The sequence below is a fragment of the Pseudomonas sp. HR1 genome, from assembly GCF_030175875.1.
Lineage (GTDB): Bacteria > Pseudomonadota > Gammaproteobacteria > Pseudomonadales > Pseudomonadaceae > Chryseomonas > Chryseomonas oryzihabitans.
This window is the reverse complement of record NZ_JASNRF010000011.1, coordinates 1-15,466: the sequence shown is the minus strand read 5'-3', so window position 1 is coordinate 15,466 and position 15,466 is coordinate 1. Positions and strand designations below refer to the sequence as shown.

The following is a 15,466-nucleotide window of genomic DNA, read 5'->3' as shown; positions in this document are numbered from 1 at the left end:
CGTTTCGCCATCCGTGAAGGCGGTCGTACCGTCGGCGCCGGCGTGGTTGCCAAGATCATCGAGTAATCGATTGATCTTGGACTGTCAGGTCGGCATAATGGTCGGCCTGATTCAAGTTACAGGCCAGTAGCTCAATTGGCAGAGCGGCGGTCTCCAAAACCGCAGGTTGGGGGTTCGATTCCCTCCTGGCCTGCCAGATTCCCATCTGGCACTCCTTACAGGATTCATGCAATGAGCATCAAGGCGGAAGCCAAAGAGTCGCGCTTCGATGCGCTGAAGTGGCTGGTGGTTGTCGTTCTGGTAGCGGTCGGTGTTGTTGCCAACCACTACTTCGCTGCTCAGTCCATCCTGTATCGAGTGGTAGGTCTGTTGGTGTTGGCAGCCATTGCTGCCTTTGTTGCCCTGCAGACCGCCAAGGGGCAGGCCTTCTTCGGCTTGCTGAAAGACGCCCGTACCGAGATTCGCAAGGTTGTCTGGCCTACCCGGCAAGAGACCACTCAGACCACGCTGATCGTGGTTGCTGTGGTGCTCGTGATGGCTTTGTTGTTGTGGGGGCTTGACTCCCTGCTCGGTTGGCTGGTTTCCACGATTGTTGGTTGAAAGGGTTCGCCGTGGCTAAGCGTTGGTACGTCGTGCATGCCTACTCGGGTTACGAGAAGCATGTCATGCGTTCGTTGATCGAGCGCGTCAAGCTGCACGAAATGGAAGACCAGTTCGGCGACATTCTCGTGCCCACCGAAGAAGTGGTGGAAATGCGCAATGGCCAGAAGCGCAAGAGCGAGCGCAAGTTTTTCCCGGGCTACGTCCTGGTGCAGATGGAAATGAACGAAGGGACCTGGCACTTGGTCAAGGATACTCCTCGGGTCATGGGCTTCATCGGTGGTACCGCCGACAAGCCGGCACCCATCACTGATCGTGAAGCGGACGCCATTCTGCGTCGTGTCTCCGACAGCAGCGACAAGCCCAAGCCGAAGACCCTGTTCGAGGCTGGCGAAACGGTTCGGGTGGTAGATGGTCCGTTCGCCGACTTCAACGGCGTCGTCGAAGAAGTGAATTACGAGAAGAGTCGCATCCACGTGGCGGTACTGATCTTTGGTCGGTCGACCCCTGTGGAGCTTGAGTTCAGCCAGGTCGAAAAGGTCTAGGTTGTCCGCATCCCTCACCCCGTAGCCCAGGCTGCGGGGTTTTGTCGTCACTGGGATATAGCAAGTAATTGGGGAGCCCCGCGGGGCGTTGAACCCATCATTGGAGTAGCACATGGCTAAGAAGATTCAGGCTTACATCAAGCTGCAGGTTAAGGCCGCTCAAGCCAACCCGAGCCCGCCGGTCGGTCCGGCGCTGGGTCAGCACGGCGTCAACATCATGGAATTCTGCAAGGCGTTCAACGCCCGCACCCAGGGCATGGAGCCCGGTCTGCCCACCCCGGTGATCATCACCGTGTACAGCGACCGCAGCTTCACCTTCGAAATCAAGAGCACCCCGGCTTCCGTGCTGCTCAAGAAGGCTGCTGGCATTCAGAGCGGTTCCGCTCGTCCCAACAGCCAGAAGGTCGGTACCGTCACCCGCGCCCAGCTGGAAGAGATCGCCAAGACCAAGAATGCCGATCTCACCGCCGCCGATATGGACGCCGCCGTGCGTACCATCGCCGGTTCCGCTCGTAGCATGGGTCTGAATGTGGAGGGCGTGTAATGGCCAAGCTCACTAAGCGTCAAAAGGCTATCGCCGAAAAAATCCAGGCTGGCAAGCAGTACGGCTTCGAAGAAGCTGCAGCCCTGCTGGCTGAGCTGTCCACCATCAAGTTCAAGGAGTCCATCGACGTCTCCGTGAACCTGGGCGTGGATCCGCGTAAATCCGACCAGGTCGTCCGTGGCGCCACCGTGCTGCCCAACGGCACCGGCAAGTCGGTTCGCGTTGCCGTGTTCACCCAGGGTGCCAATGCCGAAGCTGCACTGGCCGCTGGTGCCGAGAAAGTCGGCATGGACGAACTGGCTGCTGAAATGAAGGCCGGCGACCTGAACTACGACGTCGTCATCGCCTCGCCGGACGCCATGCGCGTCGTTGGCCAGCTGGGTCAGCTGCTCGGCCCGCGCGGTCTGATGCCCAACCCCAAGGTTGGCACCGTGACCCCGGACGTCGCTACCGCCGTCAAGAATGCCAAGGCTGGTCAGGTGCGCTTCCGTACCGACAAGAACGGTATCATCCACGCTTCCGTTGGCAAGATCGATTTCGAGCCCGTGAAGCTGAAGCAGAACGTTGAAGCTCTGCTGGCCGACCTGAAGCGCCTGAAGCCCTCGACCTCCAAGGGCATCTACGTCAAGCGCATCACCCTGAGCTCCACCATGGGCCCGGGTCTGCAGATCGACCAGGCTTCCCTGGAAGCCTAAGCAAGTTGCAAGTCGCCGTGCCCTCGGGCACGGCGCCAAGATTGGGGTCCCTGCCTGGCGGGGGCTGTCCAAGACCGTAGGGGACGCAGGTCTTAAACCGGGGAAACCCTAGCCTACGCAGATGGTGCTCCCGATTCGGTTACCGAGTCAGACACCAAAACGCCGCCCAGTCCATCGGGCGAAACGGTAACATCCAGGAGTTAAACCCGTGGCAATCAAACTCGAAGACAAGAAGGCTATCGTCGCTGAAGTCAACGAGGCTGCCCAAGGTGCCCTGTCCGCTGTCGTGGCCGATGCCCGTGGCGTGACTGTGGGTGCCATGACCGGACTCCGTAAAGAGGCCCGCGCGGCCGGTGTCTATGTACGTGTCGTACGTAACACCCTGCTGCGTCGTGCCGTTGAAGGTACGTCTTTCGACGTCCTCAACGACACCTTCAAGGGCCCGACCCTGATCGCGTTCTCCCAGGAGCATCCGGGCGCTGCCGCCCGTATCTTCAAGGATTTCGCCAAGGGTCAGGACAAGTTCGAGATCAAGGCCGCCGCGTTCGAAGGCAAGCTCATTCCGGCTAACCAGATCGACGTACTGGCATCGCTGCCGACCTACGACGAAGCTGTGTCCCAGCTGATGAGCGTCATCCAGGGCGCTACCAGCAAGCTGGCTCGTACCCTCGCCGCCATTCGCGACCAAAAGGAAGCTGCCGCCGCCTGATCAGGCGTGCTGCGTTTCCTGCAAGTCTTTCTTATTATTTGCGGCCTGAAGCCGCACCCTGTTATAGGAATCTAGAGTCATGGCTCTGACCAACGAAGACATCATCAACGCCGTATCCGAAATGTCCGTCATGCAAGTGGTGGAACTGATCAAGGCGATGGAAGAGAAGTTCGGCGTGACCGCCGCTGCCGCCGTTGCCGCTGGCCCGGCTGCTGCCGCTGCCGTCGTCGAAGAGCAGACCGAATTCACCATCATGTTGACCGAAGCCGGCGACAAGAAAGTGAACGTCATCAAGGTCGTTCGTGAACTGACCGGTCTGGGCCTGAAAGAAGCCAAGGCTGTCGTTGACGGCGCCCCGGGCGTGGTCAAGGAAGGCGTTTCCAAAGAGGAAGCCGAGGCTGCCAAGAAGTCTCTGGAAGAAGCAGGCGCCAAGGTCGAGCTCAAGTAAGTTCGGTTCTTGCGTCTACAGCCAGAACGTCTCACGTTCGGCTGATGGCTGGTGGCGAACGCCACCGGCCTTTTGCCGTTTTGTGCAGGGCGAGCATATCCGCCTGGCAAAACGCGCTGTATCCACCTCGCTCTCGGGGTGCGGCAAACCAAGGGTTTGCACGATTTTCCGGCTGCTCCCGTCGGAGAGGCCAAACAAGCTGGTGACCAAGCTGGGGAACGCTGATGGCTTACTCATACACTGAGAAAAAACGTATCCGCAAGGACTTTAGCAAGTTGCCGCACGTCATGGACGTGCCCTATTTGCTGGCTATCCAACTGGATTCGTACCGCGAATTCCTGCAGGCGGGCGCAGGCAAAGACCAGTTCCGCGATATCGGCCTGCATGCGGCCTTCAAGTCCGTTTTCCCGATTATCAGCTATTCCGGCAATGCGGCCCTGGAATACGTCGGCTATCGCCTGGGCGAGCCGGCTTTCGATGTCAAGGAATGCGTCCTGCGCGGCGTGACCTTCGCCGTCCCGCTGCGGGTCAAGGTTCGCCTGATCATTTTCGACCGCGAGTCGTCGAACAAGGCGATCAAGGACATCAAGGAGCAGGAAGTCTACATGGGGGAAATCCCCCTGATGACCGAGAACGGTACCTTCATCATCAACGGTACCGAGCGTGTCATCGTGTCCCAGCTGCACCGCAGCCCGGGCGTGTTCTTCGATCACGACCGCGGCAAGACCCACAGCTCGGGCAAGCTGCTGTACTCGGCGCGCATCATTCCCTACCGCGGCTCCTGGCTGGACTTCGAGTTCGACCCCAAGGACGCCGTGTTCGTGCGTATCGACCGTCGCCGCAAGCTGCCGGCCTCGGTACTGCTGCGCGCGCTCGGCTACAGCACCGAAGAAGTGCTGGACGCCTTCTATGACACCAACGTCTTCCACATCAAGGGCGAGACCCTGAATCTGGAACTGGTGCCCCAGCGCCTGCGTGGTGACATCGCCAGCTTCGACATCAAGGACGAAACCGGCAAGGTGATCGTGGAGCAGGGCCGTCGCGTGACCGCCCGCCACATCAACCAGCTGGAGAAGTCCGGCATCACCGAGCTGGAAGTGCCCTTCGATTACGTCATTGGCCGTACCACCGCCAAGGCCATCGTGCACCCGTCCACCGGCGAGATCATCGCCGAGTGCAACACCGAGCTGACCCTGGACATGCTGGCCAAGATGGCCAAGGCCAATGTCGTACGGCTCGAGACGCTGTACACCAACGACATCGACTGTGGCCCGTTCATCTCCGATACCCTGAAGATCGATTCCACCGGCAATCAGCTGGAAGCCCTGGTCGAGATCTATCGGATGATGCGTCCTGGCGAGCCGCCGACCAAGGAAGCTGCCGAGACCCTGTTCAACAACCTGTTCTTCAGCGCCGAGCGTTACGACCTGTCCGCCGTCGGCCGCATGAAGTTCAACCGCCGTATCGGTCGCGACGCCATCGAAGGCTCGGGCGTCCTGAGCCGCGAAGACATCGTCGACGTGCTCAAGACCCTGGTCGACATCCGTAACGGCAAGGGCATCGTCGACGACATCGACCACCTGGGCAACCGTCGCGTCCGTTGCGTCGGTGAAATGGCCGAGAACCAGTTCCGCGTGGGCCTGGTGCGGGTAGAGCGTGCCGTCAAGGAACGCCTGTCCATGGCCGAAAGCGAAGGCCTGATGCCGCAAGACCTGATCAACGCCAAGCCGGTGGCCGCCGCGATCAAGGAATTCTTCGGTTCCAGCCAGCTGTCCCAGTTCATGGACCAGAACAACCCGCTGTCGGAGATCACCCACAAGCGCCGTGTCTCCGCACTCGGCCCGGGCGGTCTGACCCGTGAGCGCGCCGGCTTCGAAGTCCGTGACGTACACCCGACGCACTACGGCCGGGTCTGCCCGATCGAAACGCCGGAAGGTCCGAACATCGGCCTGATCAACTCCCTGGCTGCCTATGCCCGCACCAACCAGTACGGCTTCCTCGAAAGCCCGTACCGCATGGTCAAGGACGGCGTAGCCACTGACGAGATCGTCTTCCTGTCGGCCATCGAAGAAGCCAACCACGTGATCGCCCAGGCCTCCGCCGGGCTGGACGAGAACAACCGGCTGATCGACGAGCTGGTGGCCGTGCGTCACCTGAACGAATTCACCGTCAAGGCGCCCGAAGACGTCACCCTGATGGACGTTTCGCCCAAGCAGGTCGTCTCCGTCGCCGCCTCGCTGATTCCGTTCCTCGAGCACGACGACGCCAACCGCGCGTTGATGGGTTCGAACATGCAGCGTCAGGCCGTACCGACCCTGCGTTCGGACAAGCCGCTGGTGGGTACCGGCATGGAGCGCAACGTCGCCCGTGACTCCGGCGTCTGCGTCGTGGCCCGTCGGGGTGGCGTGATCGACTCCGTCGATGCCAGCCGTATCGTGGTGCGGGTCAACGATGACGAAGTCGAGACCGGTGAAGCCGGCGTCGACATCTACAACCTGACCAAGTACACCCGTTCCAACCAGAACACCTGCATCAACCAGCGTCCGCTGGTGAGCAAGGGTGATCAGGTGGCCAAGTTCGACATCCTAGCCGATGGCCCCTCGACCGATATGGGCGAGCTGGCACTGGGTCAGAACATGCGCGTGGCCTTCATGCCCTGGAACGGCTTCAACTTCGAAGACTCCATCTGTCTGTCGGAGCGCGTGGTCCAGGAAGACCGCTTCACCACTATCCACATCCAGGAACTGACCTGTGTGGCCCGTGACACCAAGCTCGGCCCGGAGGAGATCACCTCCGACATCCCGAACGTGGGTGAGGCTGCGCTGAACAAACTGGACGAGGCCGGTATCGTCTACGTCGGTGCCGAAGTCGGTGCCGGTGACATCCTGGTCGGCAAGGTCACGCCCAAAGGCGAAACCCAGCTGACCCCGGAAGAGAAGCTGCTGCGCGCCATCTTCGGCGAAAAGGCCAGCGATGTTAAGGACACCTCCCTGCGCGTGCCCACCGGCACCAAGGGTACCGTCATCGACGTCCAGGTCTTCACCCGTGACGGCGTCGAGCGCGACTCCCGCGCCCTGGCCATCGAGAAGTCCCAGCTCGACGAGATCCGCAAGGATCTGAACGAAGAGTTCCGCATCGTCGAAGGCGCGACCTTCGAGCGTCTGCGTCAGGCTCTGGTCGGTCAGGTCGCCGAAGGCGGTCCGGCGGTCAAGAAGGGTGCCGTCATCACCGACGAGTACCTGAACGGCCTCGAGCGCGGCCAGTGGTTCAAGCTGCGCATGGCGGAAGATGCTCACAACGAGCAGCTGGAAAAGGCCCAGGCCTACCTGTCCGACCGTCGCCAGCTGCTGGACGACAAGTTCGAAGACAAGAAGCGCAAGCTGCAGCAGGGCGATGACCTGGCTCCGGGCGTACTGAAGATCGTCAAGGTCTACCTCGCCATCAAGCGCCGCATCCAGCCGGGCGACAAGATGGCCGGTCGCCACGGTAACAAGGGTGTGGTCTCGGTGATCATGCCGGTCGAAGACATGCCCTACGACGCCAACGGCACGCCGGTGGACATCGTGCTGAACCCGCTGGGCGTACCTTCGCGGATGAACGTCGGTCAGATCCTCGAAACCCACCTGGGCCTCGCGGCCAAGGGCCTGGGCGAGAAGATCAACGTGATGATCGAAGAGCAGCGCAAGGTTGCCGAACTGCGTAGCTTCCTGCACGAGATCTACAACGAAATCGGTGGCCGTCAGGAGAAGCTGGACGACCTGAGCGATCAGGAAATCCTCGACCTGGCGAAGAACCTGCGTGGCGGTGTTCCCATGGCCACGCCGGTATTCGACGGTGCCAAGGAGCGCGAGATCAAGGCTATGCTGAAGCTGGCCGATCTGCCCGAGAGCGGCCAGATGCGTCTGTATGACGGTCGCACCGGCAACGCCTTCGAGCGCACCACCACCGTTGGCTACATGTACATGCTCAAGCTGAACCACCTGGTGGACGACAAGATGCACGCCCGTTCCACCGGCTCCTACAGCCTGGTTACCCAGCAGCCGCTGGGTGGTAAGGCGCAGTTCGGTGGTCAGCGTTTCGGGGAGATGGAGGTCTGGGCACTGGAGGCCTATGGCGCGGCTTACACCCTGCAGGAAATGCTCACGGTGAAGTCGGACGATGTGAACGGCCGGACCAAGATGTACAAGAACATCGTGGACGGGGATCACCGCATGGAGGCCGGCATGCCCGAGTCCTTCAACGTACTGATCAAGGAAATCCGCTCGCTCGGCATCGATATCGAACTGGAAACCGAATAACACGAGACCCTAGAGGAGACGACCGCGCGGCGGTCGTCTCCGGTCCGTGAGGAGGAAAGGCCTTGAAAGACTTGCTCAATCTGTTGAAAAACCAGGGTCAACTCGAAGAGTTCGATGCCATCCGTATCGGTCTGGCCTCGCCCGAGATGATTCGTTCCTGGTCGTTCGGTGAAGTGAAGAAGCCGGAGACCATCAACTACCGTACCTTCAAGCCCGAGCGCGATGGTCTGTTCTGCGCCAAGATCTTTGGCCCGGTCAAGGACTACGAGTGCCTGTGCGGAAAGTACAAGCGCCTCAAGCACCGCGGCGTGATCTGCGAGAAGTGCGGCGTGGAAGTCGCCCTGGCCAAGGTGCGCCGCGAGCGCATGGGCCACATCGAGCTGGCTTCGCCCGTCGCCCACATCTGGTTCCTGAAGTCGCTGCCGTCCCGTATCGGCCTGCTGCTGGACATGACCCTGCGTGACATCGAGCGCGTGCTCTACTTCGAGAGCTACGTGGTGATCGACCCGGGCATGACCACCCTCGAGAAGTACCAGCTGCTCAACGACGAACAGTACTTCGAGGCCCTGGAAGAGTTCGGCGACGACTTCGATGCCCGCATGGGTGCGGAAGCCGTGTTCCAACTGCTCGGCGCCATTGATCTGGAGCACGAGATCGGCCGCCTGCGCGAAGAGATTCCGCAGACCAACTCCGAGACCAAGATCAAGAAGCTGTCCAAGCGCCTGAAGCTGATGGAAGCCTTCCAGGGCTCCGGCAACAAGCCGGAGTGGATGGTCATGACCGTGCTGCCCGTGCTGCCGCCGGACCTGCGTCCGCTGGTGCCGCTGGATGGCGGCCGCTTCGCGACCTCCGACCTGAACGATCTCTATCGTCGCGTCATCAACCGGAACAACCGCCTCAAGCGGCTGCTCGACCTCGCCGCGCCCGACATCATCGTGCGCAACGAGAAGCGCATGCTGCAGGAAGCCGTTGACGCCCTGCTGGACAACGGCCGTCGCGGTCGTGCCATCACCGGTTCCAACAAGCGCCCGCTGAAGTCCCTGGCCGACATGATCAAGGGCAAGCAGGGTCGTTTCCGTCAGAACCTGCTGGGCAAGCGCGTCGACTACTCGGGTCGTTCCGTGATCACCGTGGGCCCGACCCTGCGTCTGCACCAGTGCGGTCTGCCCAAGAAGATGGCCCTGGAGCTGTTCAAGCCGTTCATCTTCGGCAAGCTGGAAGCCCGTGGCATGGCGACCACCATCAAGGCCGCCAAGAAGATGGTCGAGCGCGAACTGCCCGAGGTCTGGGACGTTCTCGCCGAAGTCATCCGCGAACACCCCGTGCTGCTCAACCGCGCCCCGACCCTGCACCGTCTGGGCATCCAGGCGTTCGAGCCGGTCCTCATCGAAGGCAAGGCGATCCAGCTGCACCCGCTGGTCTGCGCCGCGTACAACGCCGACTTCGACGGTGACCAGATGGCCGTGCACGTGCCGCTGACGCTGGAAGCCCAGCTGGAAGCGCGCGCCCTGATGATGTCGACCAACAACATTCTGTCGCCCGCTAACGGCGAGCCGATCATTGTGCCGTCGCAGGACGTGGTTCTGGGTCTGTACTACATGACCCGTGAAGCCATCAACGCCAAGGGCGAAGGCCGCGTGTTCGCCGACCTGCAGGAAGTCGATCGCGTCTTCCGTGCCGGCGAAGCCGCGCTGCACGCCAAGGTCAAGGTGCGCATCAACGAGACCATCCGTCACAAGGACGGCAGCCTGACCAAGAACACCCGCATCGTCGACACCACTGTCGGCCGCGCGCTGCTGTTCCAGGTCGTGCCCGCCGGTCTGCCGTACGACGTGGTCAACCAGTCGATGAAGAAGAAGGCCATCTCCAAGCTGATCAACCACTGCTACCGCGTGGTGGGTCTCAAGGACACCGTCATCTTCGCCGACCAGCTGATGTACACCGGTTTCGCCTATTCGACCCTGTCCGGCGTCTCCATCGGCGTCAACGACTTCGTCATCCCGGACGAGAAGGCCCGCATCATCGATGCCGCCACCGCCGAGGTGAAGGAGATCGAGAGCCAGTACGCCTCCGGCCTGGTGACCCAGGGCGAGAAGTACAACAAGGTGATCGACCTCTGGTCGAAGGCCAACGACGAAGTGTCCAAGGCGATGATGACCAACCTCTCGAAAGAGAAGGTCATCGACCGCGAGGGCAAGGAAGTTGACCAGGAGTCCTTCAACTCCATGTACATGATGGCCGATTCCGGCGCCCGGGGTTCCGCGGCCCAGATTCGTCAGCTCGCCGGCATGCGTGGTCTGATGGCCAAGCCGGACGGCTCCATCATCGAGACGCCCATCACCGCCAACTTCCGTGAAGGTCTGAACGTACTCCAGTACTTCATCTCCACCCACGGTGCCCGTAAGGGTCTGGCGGATACCGCTCTGAAGACCGCGAACTCCGGTTACCTGACCCGTCGTCTCGTCGACGTGGCCCAGGATCTGGTGGTGACCGAGGTCGACTGCGGTACCGAGCGCGGCCTGATCATGACCCCGCACATCGAAGGCGGCGACGTGGTCGAGCCCCTGGGTGAGCGCGTTCTGGGCCGGGTCATCGCCCGCGACGTGCCCAAGCCGGGTACCGAAGAGATCATCGTGCCGGCTGGCACCCTGGTCGACGAGCGCTGGGTCGAGTTCCTCGAGCTCAACAGCGTCGACGAAGTCGTGGTGCGTTCGCCGATCACCTGCGAAACCCGTCATGGCATCTGCGCCAAGTGCTACGGTCGCGATCTGGCCCGTGGTCACCAGGTCAACATCGGTGAAGCGGTCGGCGTCATCGCCGCCCAGTCCATCGGTGAGCCGGGTACCCAGCTGACCATGCGTACCTTCCACATCGGTGGTGCGGCCAGCCGGACTTCCGCGGCCGACAGCGTCCAGGTCAAGAACGGCGGTGCCATCCGCCTGCACAACCTGAAGCACGTCGAACGTGCCGACGGTGCCCTGGTTGCCGTGTCCCGTTCCGGTGAGCTGGCGATCGCCGACGACTTCGGTCGTGAGCGCGAGCGCTACAAGCTGCCCTACGGTGCGGTGATCTCGGTCAAGGAAGGCGACAAGGTCGACGCTGGCGCCATCGTCGCCAAGTGGGACCCGCACACCCACCCCATCGTCACCGAGATGGACGGTACCGTGGCCTTCGTCGGCATGGAGGAGGGCATCACCATCAAGCGCCAGACCGACGAACTGACCGGTCTGACCAACATCGAGGTGCTCGACGCCAAGGATCGCCCGACTTCCGGCAAGGACATCCGTCCGGCGGTCAAGCTGATCGACGCCAACGGCAAGGACCTGCTGCTGCCGGGTACCGACGTACCGGCCCAGTACTTCCTGCCGCCGAACGCGCTGGTCAACCTGAGCGACGGTGCCAAGGTGCATGTGGGTGACGTTATCGCCCGTATCCCCCAGGAAACCTCCAAGACCCGCGACATCACCGGTGGTCTGCCCCGCGTGGCCGACCTCTTCGAAGCGCGTCGTCCCAAGGAGCCGGCAATCCTGGCGGAGATCAGCGGTACCATCTCCTTCGGCAAGGAAACCAAGGGCAAGCGTCGTCTGGTCATCACCCCGACCGACGGCACCGATCCCTACGAGGAGCTGATTCCGAAGTGGCGCCACCTGAACGTCTTCGAAGGCGAACAGGTAAGCCGCGGCGAAGTCATCTCCGACGGTCCGAGCAACCCGCACGACATCCTGCGTCTGCTGGGTGTCAGCGCGCTGGCCAAGTACATCGTCAACGAGATCCAGGACGTGTACCGCCTGCAGGGCGTGAAGATCAACGACAAGCACATCGAGACCATCCTGCGGCAGATGCTGCGCAAGGTCGAGGTGAGCGACACCGGCGACTCGAGCTTCATCAAGGGCGATCAGGTCGAACTGACCCACGTCCTGGAAGAGAACGAGCAGCTGGTCGGCAATGATCGCTTCGTCGCCAAGTACGAGCGCGTGCTGCTGGGTATCACCAAGGCTTCGCTGTCCACCGAGTCCTTCATCTCGGCCGCTTCCTTCCAGGAGACCACCCGTGTCCTGACCGAAGCCGCCGTGACCGGCAAGCGCGACTTCCTGCGCGGCCTGAAGGAAAACGTGGTGGTGGGTCGTCTGATCCCGGCCGGTACCGGTCTGGCCTACCACAGCGAGCGCAAGCGCCAGCGCGAACTCGGCAAGCCGCAGCGCGTGAGCGCCAGCGAGGCCGAAGCCGCCCTGACCGAAGCGCTGAACTCCAGCGCCAGCTGAGTTCGGTAGCAGGTCTCGCTTGACAAAGCCCCCGGCGCCCCAGGCGTCCGGGGGCTTTGTCTTGACTGGGACGCCGAAGCTCTTTAGACTTTCGTTCCCCGAAAATGGGCAGGACTGACGTTCTGCTATTTCGTTTATGTCGCAAGACAATCAGTGGAGCTATAGATGGCAACTATCAACCAGCTGGTGCGTAGTGCACGCAAGCGTATCGTCGAGAAATCCGACGTACCTGCGCTGCAAAACTGCCCGCAACGTCGTGGCGTGTGCACCCGCGTGTACACCACCACTCCCAAGAAGCCCAACTCCGCACTGCGGAAGGTCTGCCGTGTGCGTCTGACCAACGGCTTCGAAGTCACCTCCTACATCGGCGGTGAAGGTCACAACCTGCAGGAACACAGCGTCGTGCTGATCCGCGGTGGCCGGGTCAAGGATCTGCCGGGTGTGCGTTATCACACCGTGCGCGGCTCGCTGGACACCACCGGTGTGAAGGACCGCAAGCAGGGCCGTTCCAAGTACGGCACCAAGCGTCCGAAGTAACCACCTTTCTTTTTGTTCGAGTCGATAAGAGTAAGGTCGGGCAACGAGTCCCGAGCTAACCTGAAGACCGTTTTGAGGGCTTATCAATGCCAAGACGTCGTGTAGCGGCCAAGCGCGAAATACTTGACGATCCGAAATACGGAAGCCAGATCCTGGCCAAGTTCATGAACCACGTGATGGAGAGCGGCAAGAAAGCCGTTGCCGAGCGTATCGTTTATGGTGCTCTGGACAAGGTCAAAGAGCGTTCCAAGAATGCCGAACCCCTGGAAGTTTTCGAAAAAGCGCTCGACGCCATCGCTCCGCTGGTCGAAGTGAAGTCCCGCCGTGTCGGCGGTGCTACCTACCAGGTGCCGGTTGAGGTTCGTCCTTCCCGTCGTAATGCCCTGGCCATGCGCTGGCTGGTGGACTCCGCGCGCAAGCGTGGTGAGAAGTCCATGGCTCTGCGCCTGGCGGGTGAACTCATGGACGCTTTTGAAGGCAAGGGTGCCGCAGTCAAGAAGCGCGAAGACGTGCATCGCATGGCAGAAGCCAACAAGGCCTTCTCGCACTACCGCTTCTAAGCCTAGCGCTTCCAATCAAGCGAGGACCTTATGGCTCGTACAACCGCTATTAACCGCTATCGGAACATCGGTATCTGCGCCCACGTGGACGCAGGTAAGACGACTACTACCGAGCGGATTCTGTTCTACACCGGCGTGAACCACAAAATGGGTGAGGTTCACGACGGCGCTGCGACCATGGACTGGATGGTGCAGGAGCAGGAGCGTGGTATCACCATCACCTCCGCTGCCACCACCGCGTTCTGGTCCGGTTCGACCAAGCAGTACGACAAGTACCGCGTAAACATCATCGATACCCCCGGCCACGTGGACTTCACCATTGAGGTGGAGCGTTCCCTGCGCGTGCTGGACGGTGCGGTCGTGGTGTTCTGCGGCACCTCCGGTGTCGAGCCTCAGTCCGAAACCGTATGGCGTCAGGCCAACAAGTACGGCGTACCGCGCATCGTCTACGTCAACAAGATGGACCGTGCCGGCGCCAACTTCCTGCGCGTCGTCGAGCAGATCAAGAAGCGCCTGGGCCACACTCCGGTCCCGGTTCAGCTGGCCATTGGCGCGGAAGAGAACTTCCAGGGCCAGATCGACCTGCTGAAGATGAAGGCCATCTTCTGGAACGATGACGACCAGGGCATGACCTATCGCGAGGAAGAGATTCCTGCGGGCATGCTGGCCGATGCCGAGCAGTGGCGCTCCAACATGGTCGAGGCTGCTGCCGAAGCCAACGAAGAGCTGATGAACAAGTACCTGGAAGAGGGCGAGCTGTCGATCGACGAGATCAAGGCCGGCCTGCGTCAGCGTACCATCGCCTGCGAAATCGTCCCGGCCGTCTGCGGTTCGTCCTTCAAGAACAAGGGCGTGCCCCTGGTTCTGGACGCCGTGATCGACTTCCTGCCGGCGCCCATCGAGATTCCCGCGATCAAGGGTACCAACCCGGACAACGAGGAAATCACCGACGAGCGTCATGCAGACGACAACGAGCCCTTCTCGGCTCTGGCGTTCAAGATCGCTACCGACCCCTTCGTGGGTACCCTGACCTTCGCCCGCGTCTACTCGGGTGTACTGAGCTCCGGTGACTCCGTCATCAACTCGGTGAAGGGCAAGAAGGAACGCGTCGGCCGTATGGTGCAGATGCACGCCAACACCCGTGAAGAGATCAAGGAAGTTCGCGCTGGCGACATCGCCGCCCTGATCGGCATGAAGGACGTCACCACCGGTGACACCCTGTGCTCGATCGAAAAGCCGATCATCCTCGAGCGCATGGACTTCCCGGAGCCGGTGATCTCGGTCGCCGTCGAGCCGAAGACCAAGGCCGACCAGGAAAAGATGGGCATCGCACTGGGCAAGCTGGCCCAGGAAGACCCCTCGTTCCGCGTCAAGACCGACGAAGAGTCCGGTCAGACCATCATCTCCGGCATGGGCGAGCTGCACCTGGACATCCTGGTGGATCGCATGAAGCGCGAATTCGGCGTGGAAGCGAACATCGGTAAGCCTCAGGTTGCCTACCGCGAAACCATCCGCAACACCTGCGAGATCGAAGGCAAGTTCGTTCGTCAGTCGGGTGGTCGTGGCCAGTTCGGTCACTGCTGGATTCGCTTCGCACCGGCCGACGAAGGTCAGGAAGGTCTGGAGTTCGTCAGCGAAGTCGTGGGCGGTGTGATTCCGAAGGAATACATCCCGGCGATCCAGAAGGGCATCGAAGAGCAGATGAAGAACGGTATTGTTGCCGGCTATCCGCTGCTTGGCCTGAAGGCCGCTGTGTTCGACGGTTCCTACCACGACGTCGACTCCAACGAGATGGCGTTCAAGATCGCCGCCTCCATGGCGACCAAGCAGCTCACCCAGAAGGGTGGTGCCGTGCTGCTTGAGCCGATCATGAAGGTCGAGGTCGTGACCCCGGAAGACTACATGGGCGACGTCATGGGCGACCTGAACCGTCGTCGTGGCCTGATCCAGGGTATGGAAGACACCGTGACCGGCAAGGTCATCCGTGCCGAGGTTCCGCTGGGCGAGATGTTTGGCTACGCTACGGATGTCCGCTCCATGTCTCAGGGTCGCGCAAGCTACTCCATGGAGTTCTCCAAGTACGCCGAAGCTCCGTCGAACATCGCCGAAGCCATCATCAAGAAACAAGCTTAATCAGCGCTTTGACTAGAGGTTTTATCTCGTGGCTAAAGAAAAATTCGAACGTAACAAACCGCACCTGAACGTGGGCACCATCGGTCACGTTGACCATGGCAAGACCACTCTGACCGCAGCGCTGACCAAGGTCTG

At 61.3% G+C, this 15,466-nt stretch carries 13 protein-coding genes and 1 tRNA gene; all 14 read left to right on the top strand.

What is annotated here, in order from left to right; genetic code table 11:
* On the top strand, window positions 1-66 hold a 66-nt coding region (locus QKY98_RS23795), incomplete at its 5' end, for an EF-Tu C-terminal domain-related protein (protein ID WP_201785216.1).
* A gap of 54 nt (window positions 67-120) precedes the next feature.
* A tRNA-Trp gene (locus QKY98_RS23230) sits at window positions 121-196 on the top strand.
* Between the two features lie 35 nt (window positions 197-231).
* A complete protein-coding gene (secE, locus tag QKY98_RS23225; protein WP_027601417.1) occupies window positions 232-600 on the top strand; it encodes a preprotein translocase subunit SecE in 369 nt (122 codons plus the stop codon).
* Between the two features lie 11 nt (window positions 601-611).
* Window positions 612-1,145 (top strand): transcription termination/antitermination protein NusG, encoded by a 534-nt coding sequence (gene nusG, locus QKY98_RS23220; protein WP_007163096.1) that lies wholly within the window; start codon window positions 612-614, stop codon window positions 1,143-1,145.
* 112 nt (window positions 1,146-1,257) lie between these two features.
* On the top strand, window positions 1,258-1,689 hold the full coding sequence (gene rplK, locus QKY98_RS23215) for a 50S ribosomal protein L11 (RefSeq protein WP_007163095.1): 432 nt from the start codon (window positions 1,258-1,260) through the stop codon (window positions 1,687-1,689).
* Window positions 1,689-2,384 carry a 50S ribosomal protein L1 gene (gene rplA, locus QKY98_RS23210; protein ID WP_007163094.1) on the top strand — a complete coding sequence of 232 codons (696 nt, stop codon included), beginning with the start codon at window positions 1,689-1,691 and terminating at the stop codon, window positions 2,382-2,384. The genes rplK and rplA overlap by 1 nt, the downstream gene beginning before the upstream one ends.
* Window positions 2,385-2,592: 208 nt before the next feature.
* Window positions 2,593-3,093 carry a 50S ribosomal protein L10 gene (gene rplJ / locus QKY98_RS23205; RefSeq protein WP_007163093.1) on the top strand — a complete coding sequence of 167 codons (501 nt, stop codon included), beginning with the start codon at window positions 2,593-2,595 and terminating at the stop codon, window positions 3,091-3,093.
* A 79-nt stretch (window positions 3,094-3,172) separates the two neighbouring features.
* Window positions 3,173-3,541, top strand: coding sequence for a 50S ribosomal protein L7/L12 (rplL, locus tag QKY98_RS23200; protein WP_017641869.1), 369 nt, complete (start codon window positions 3,173-3,175; stop codon window positions 3,539-3,541).
* Window positions 3,542-3,765: 224 nt separating this feature from the next.
* Complete coding sequence (gene rpoB / locus QKY98_RS23195) at window positions 3,766-7,839, top strand: DNA-directed RNA polymerase subunit beta (protein ID WP_197851146.1); 4,074 nt, start codon at window positions 3,766-3,768, stop codon at window positions 7,837-7,839.
* A gap of 62 nt (window positions 7,840-7,901) precedes the next feature.
* Window positions 7,902-12,101 carry a DNA-directed RNA polymerase subunit beta' gene (gene rpoC, locus QKY98_RS23190; RefSeq protein ID WP_017641871.1) on the top strand — a complete coding sequence of 1,400 codons (4,200 nt, stop codon included), beginning with the start codon at window positions 7,902-7,904 and terminating at the stop codon, window positions 12,099-12,101.
* Between the two features lie 165 nt (window positions 12,102-12,266).
* A complete protein-coding gene (rpsL, locus tag QKY98_RS23185) occupies window positions 12,267-12,638 on the top strand; it encodes a 30S ribosomal protein S12 (protein ID WP_007163089.1) in 372 nt (123 codons plus the stop codon).
* A gap of 86 nt (window positions 12,639-12,724) precedes the next feature.
* On the top strand, window positions 12,725-13,198 hold the full coding sequence (gene rpsG, locus QKY98_RS23180; RefSeq protein ID WP_007163088.1) for a 30S ribosomal protein S7: 474 nt from the start codon (window positions 12,725-12,727) through the stop codon (window positions 13,196-13,198).
* Window positions 13,199-13,228: 30 nt separating this feature from the next.
* A complete protein-coding gene (gene fusA / locus QKY98_RS23175) occupies window positions 13,229-15,331 on the top strand; it encodes an elongation factor G (protein ID WP_027599186.1) in 2,103 nt (700 codons plus the stop codon).
* A gap of 28 nt (window positions 15,332-15,359) precedes the next feature.
* On the top strand, window positions 15,360-15,466 hold a 107-nt coding region (locus QKY98_RS23170; protein ID WP_260982912.1), incomplete at its 3' end, for a GTP-binding protein.

Bases quoted from the DNA above. Each gene is read 5' to 3' on its own strand.
- secE (WP_027601417.1), top strand. From the start codon at position 232: ATGAGCATCAAGGCGGAAGCCAAAGAGTCGCGCTTCGATGCGCTGAAG.
- rplK (WP_007163095.1), top strand. From the start codon at position 1,258: ATGGCTAAGAAGATTCAGGCTTACATCAAGCTGCAGGTTAAGGCCGCT.
- rplA (WP_007163094.1), top strand. From the start codon at position 1,689: ATGGCCAAGCTCACTAAGCGTCAAAAGGCTATCGCCGAAAAAATCCAG.
- rplL (WP_017641869.1), top strand. From the start codon at position 3,173: ATGGCTCTGACCAACGAAGACATCATCAACGCCGTATCCGAAATGTCC.
- rpoB (WP_197851146.1), top strand. From the start codon at position 3,766: ATGGCTTACTCATACACTGAGAAAAAACGTATCCGCAAGGACTTTAGC.
- rpsL (WP_007163089.1), top strand. From the start codon at position 12,267: ATGGCAACTATCAACCAGCTGGTGCGTAGTGCACGCAAGCGTATCGTC.
- rpsG (WP_007163088.1), top strand. From the start codon at position 12,725: ATGCCAAGACGTCGTGTAGCGGCCAAGCGCGAAATACTTGACGATCCG.
- fusA (WP_027599186.1), top strand. From the start codon at position 13,229: ATGGCTCGTACAACCGCTATTAACCGCTATCGGAACATCGGTATCTGC.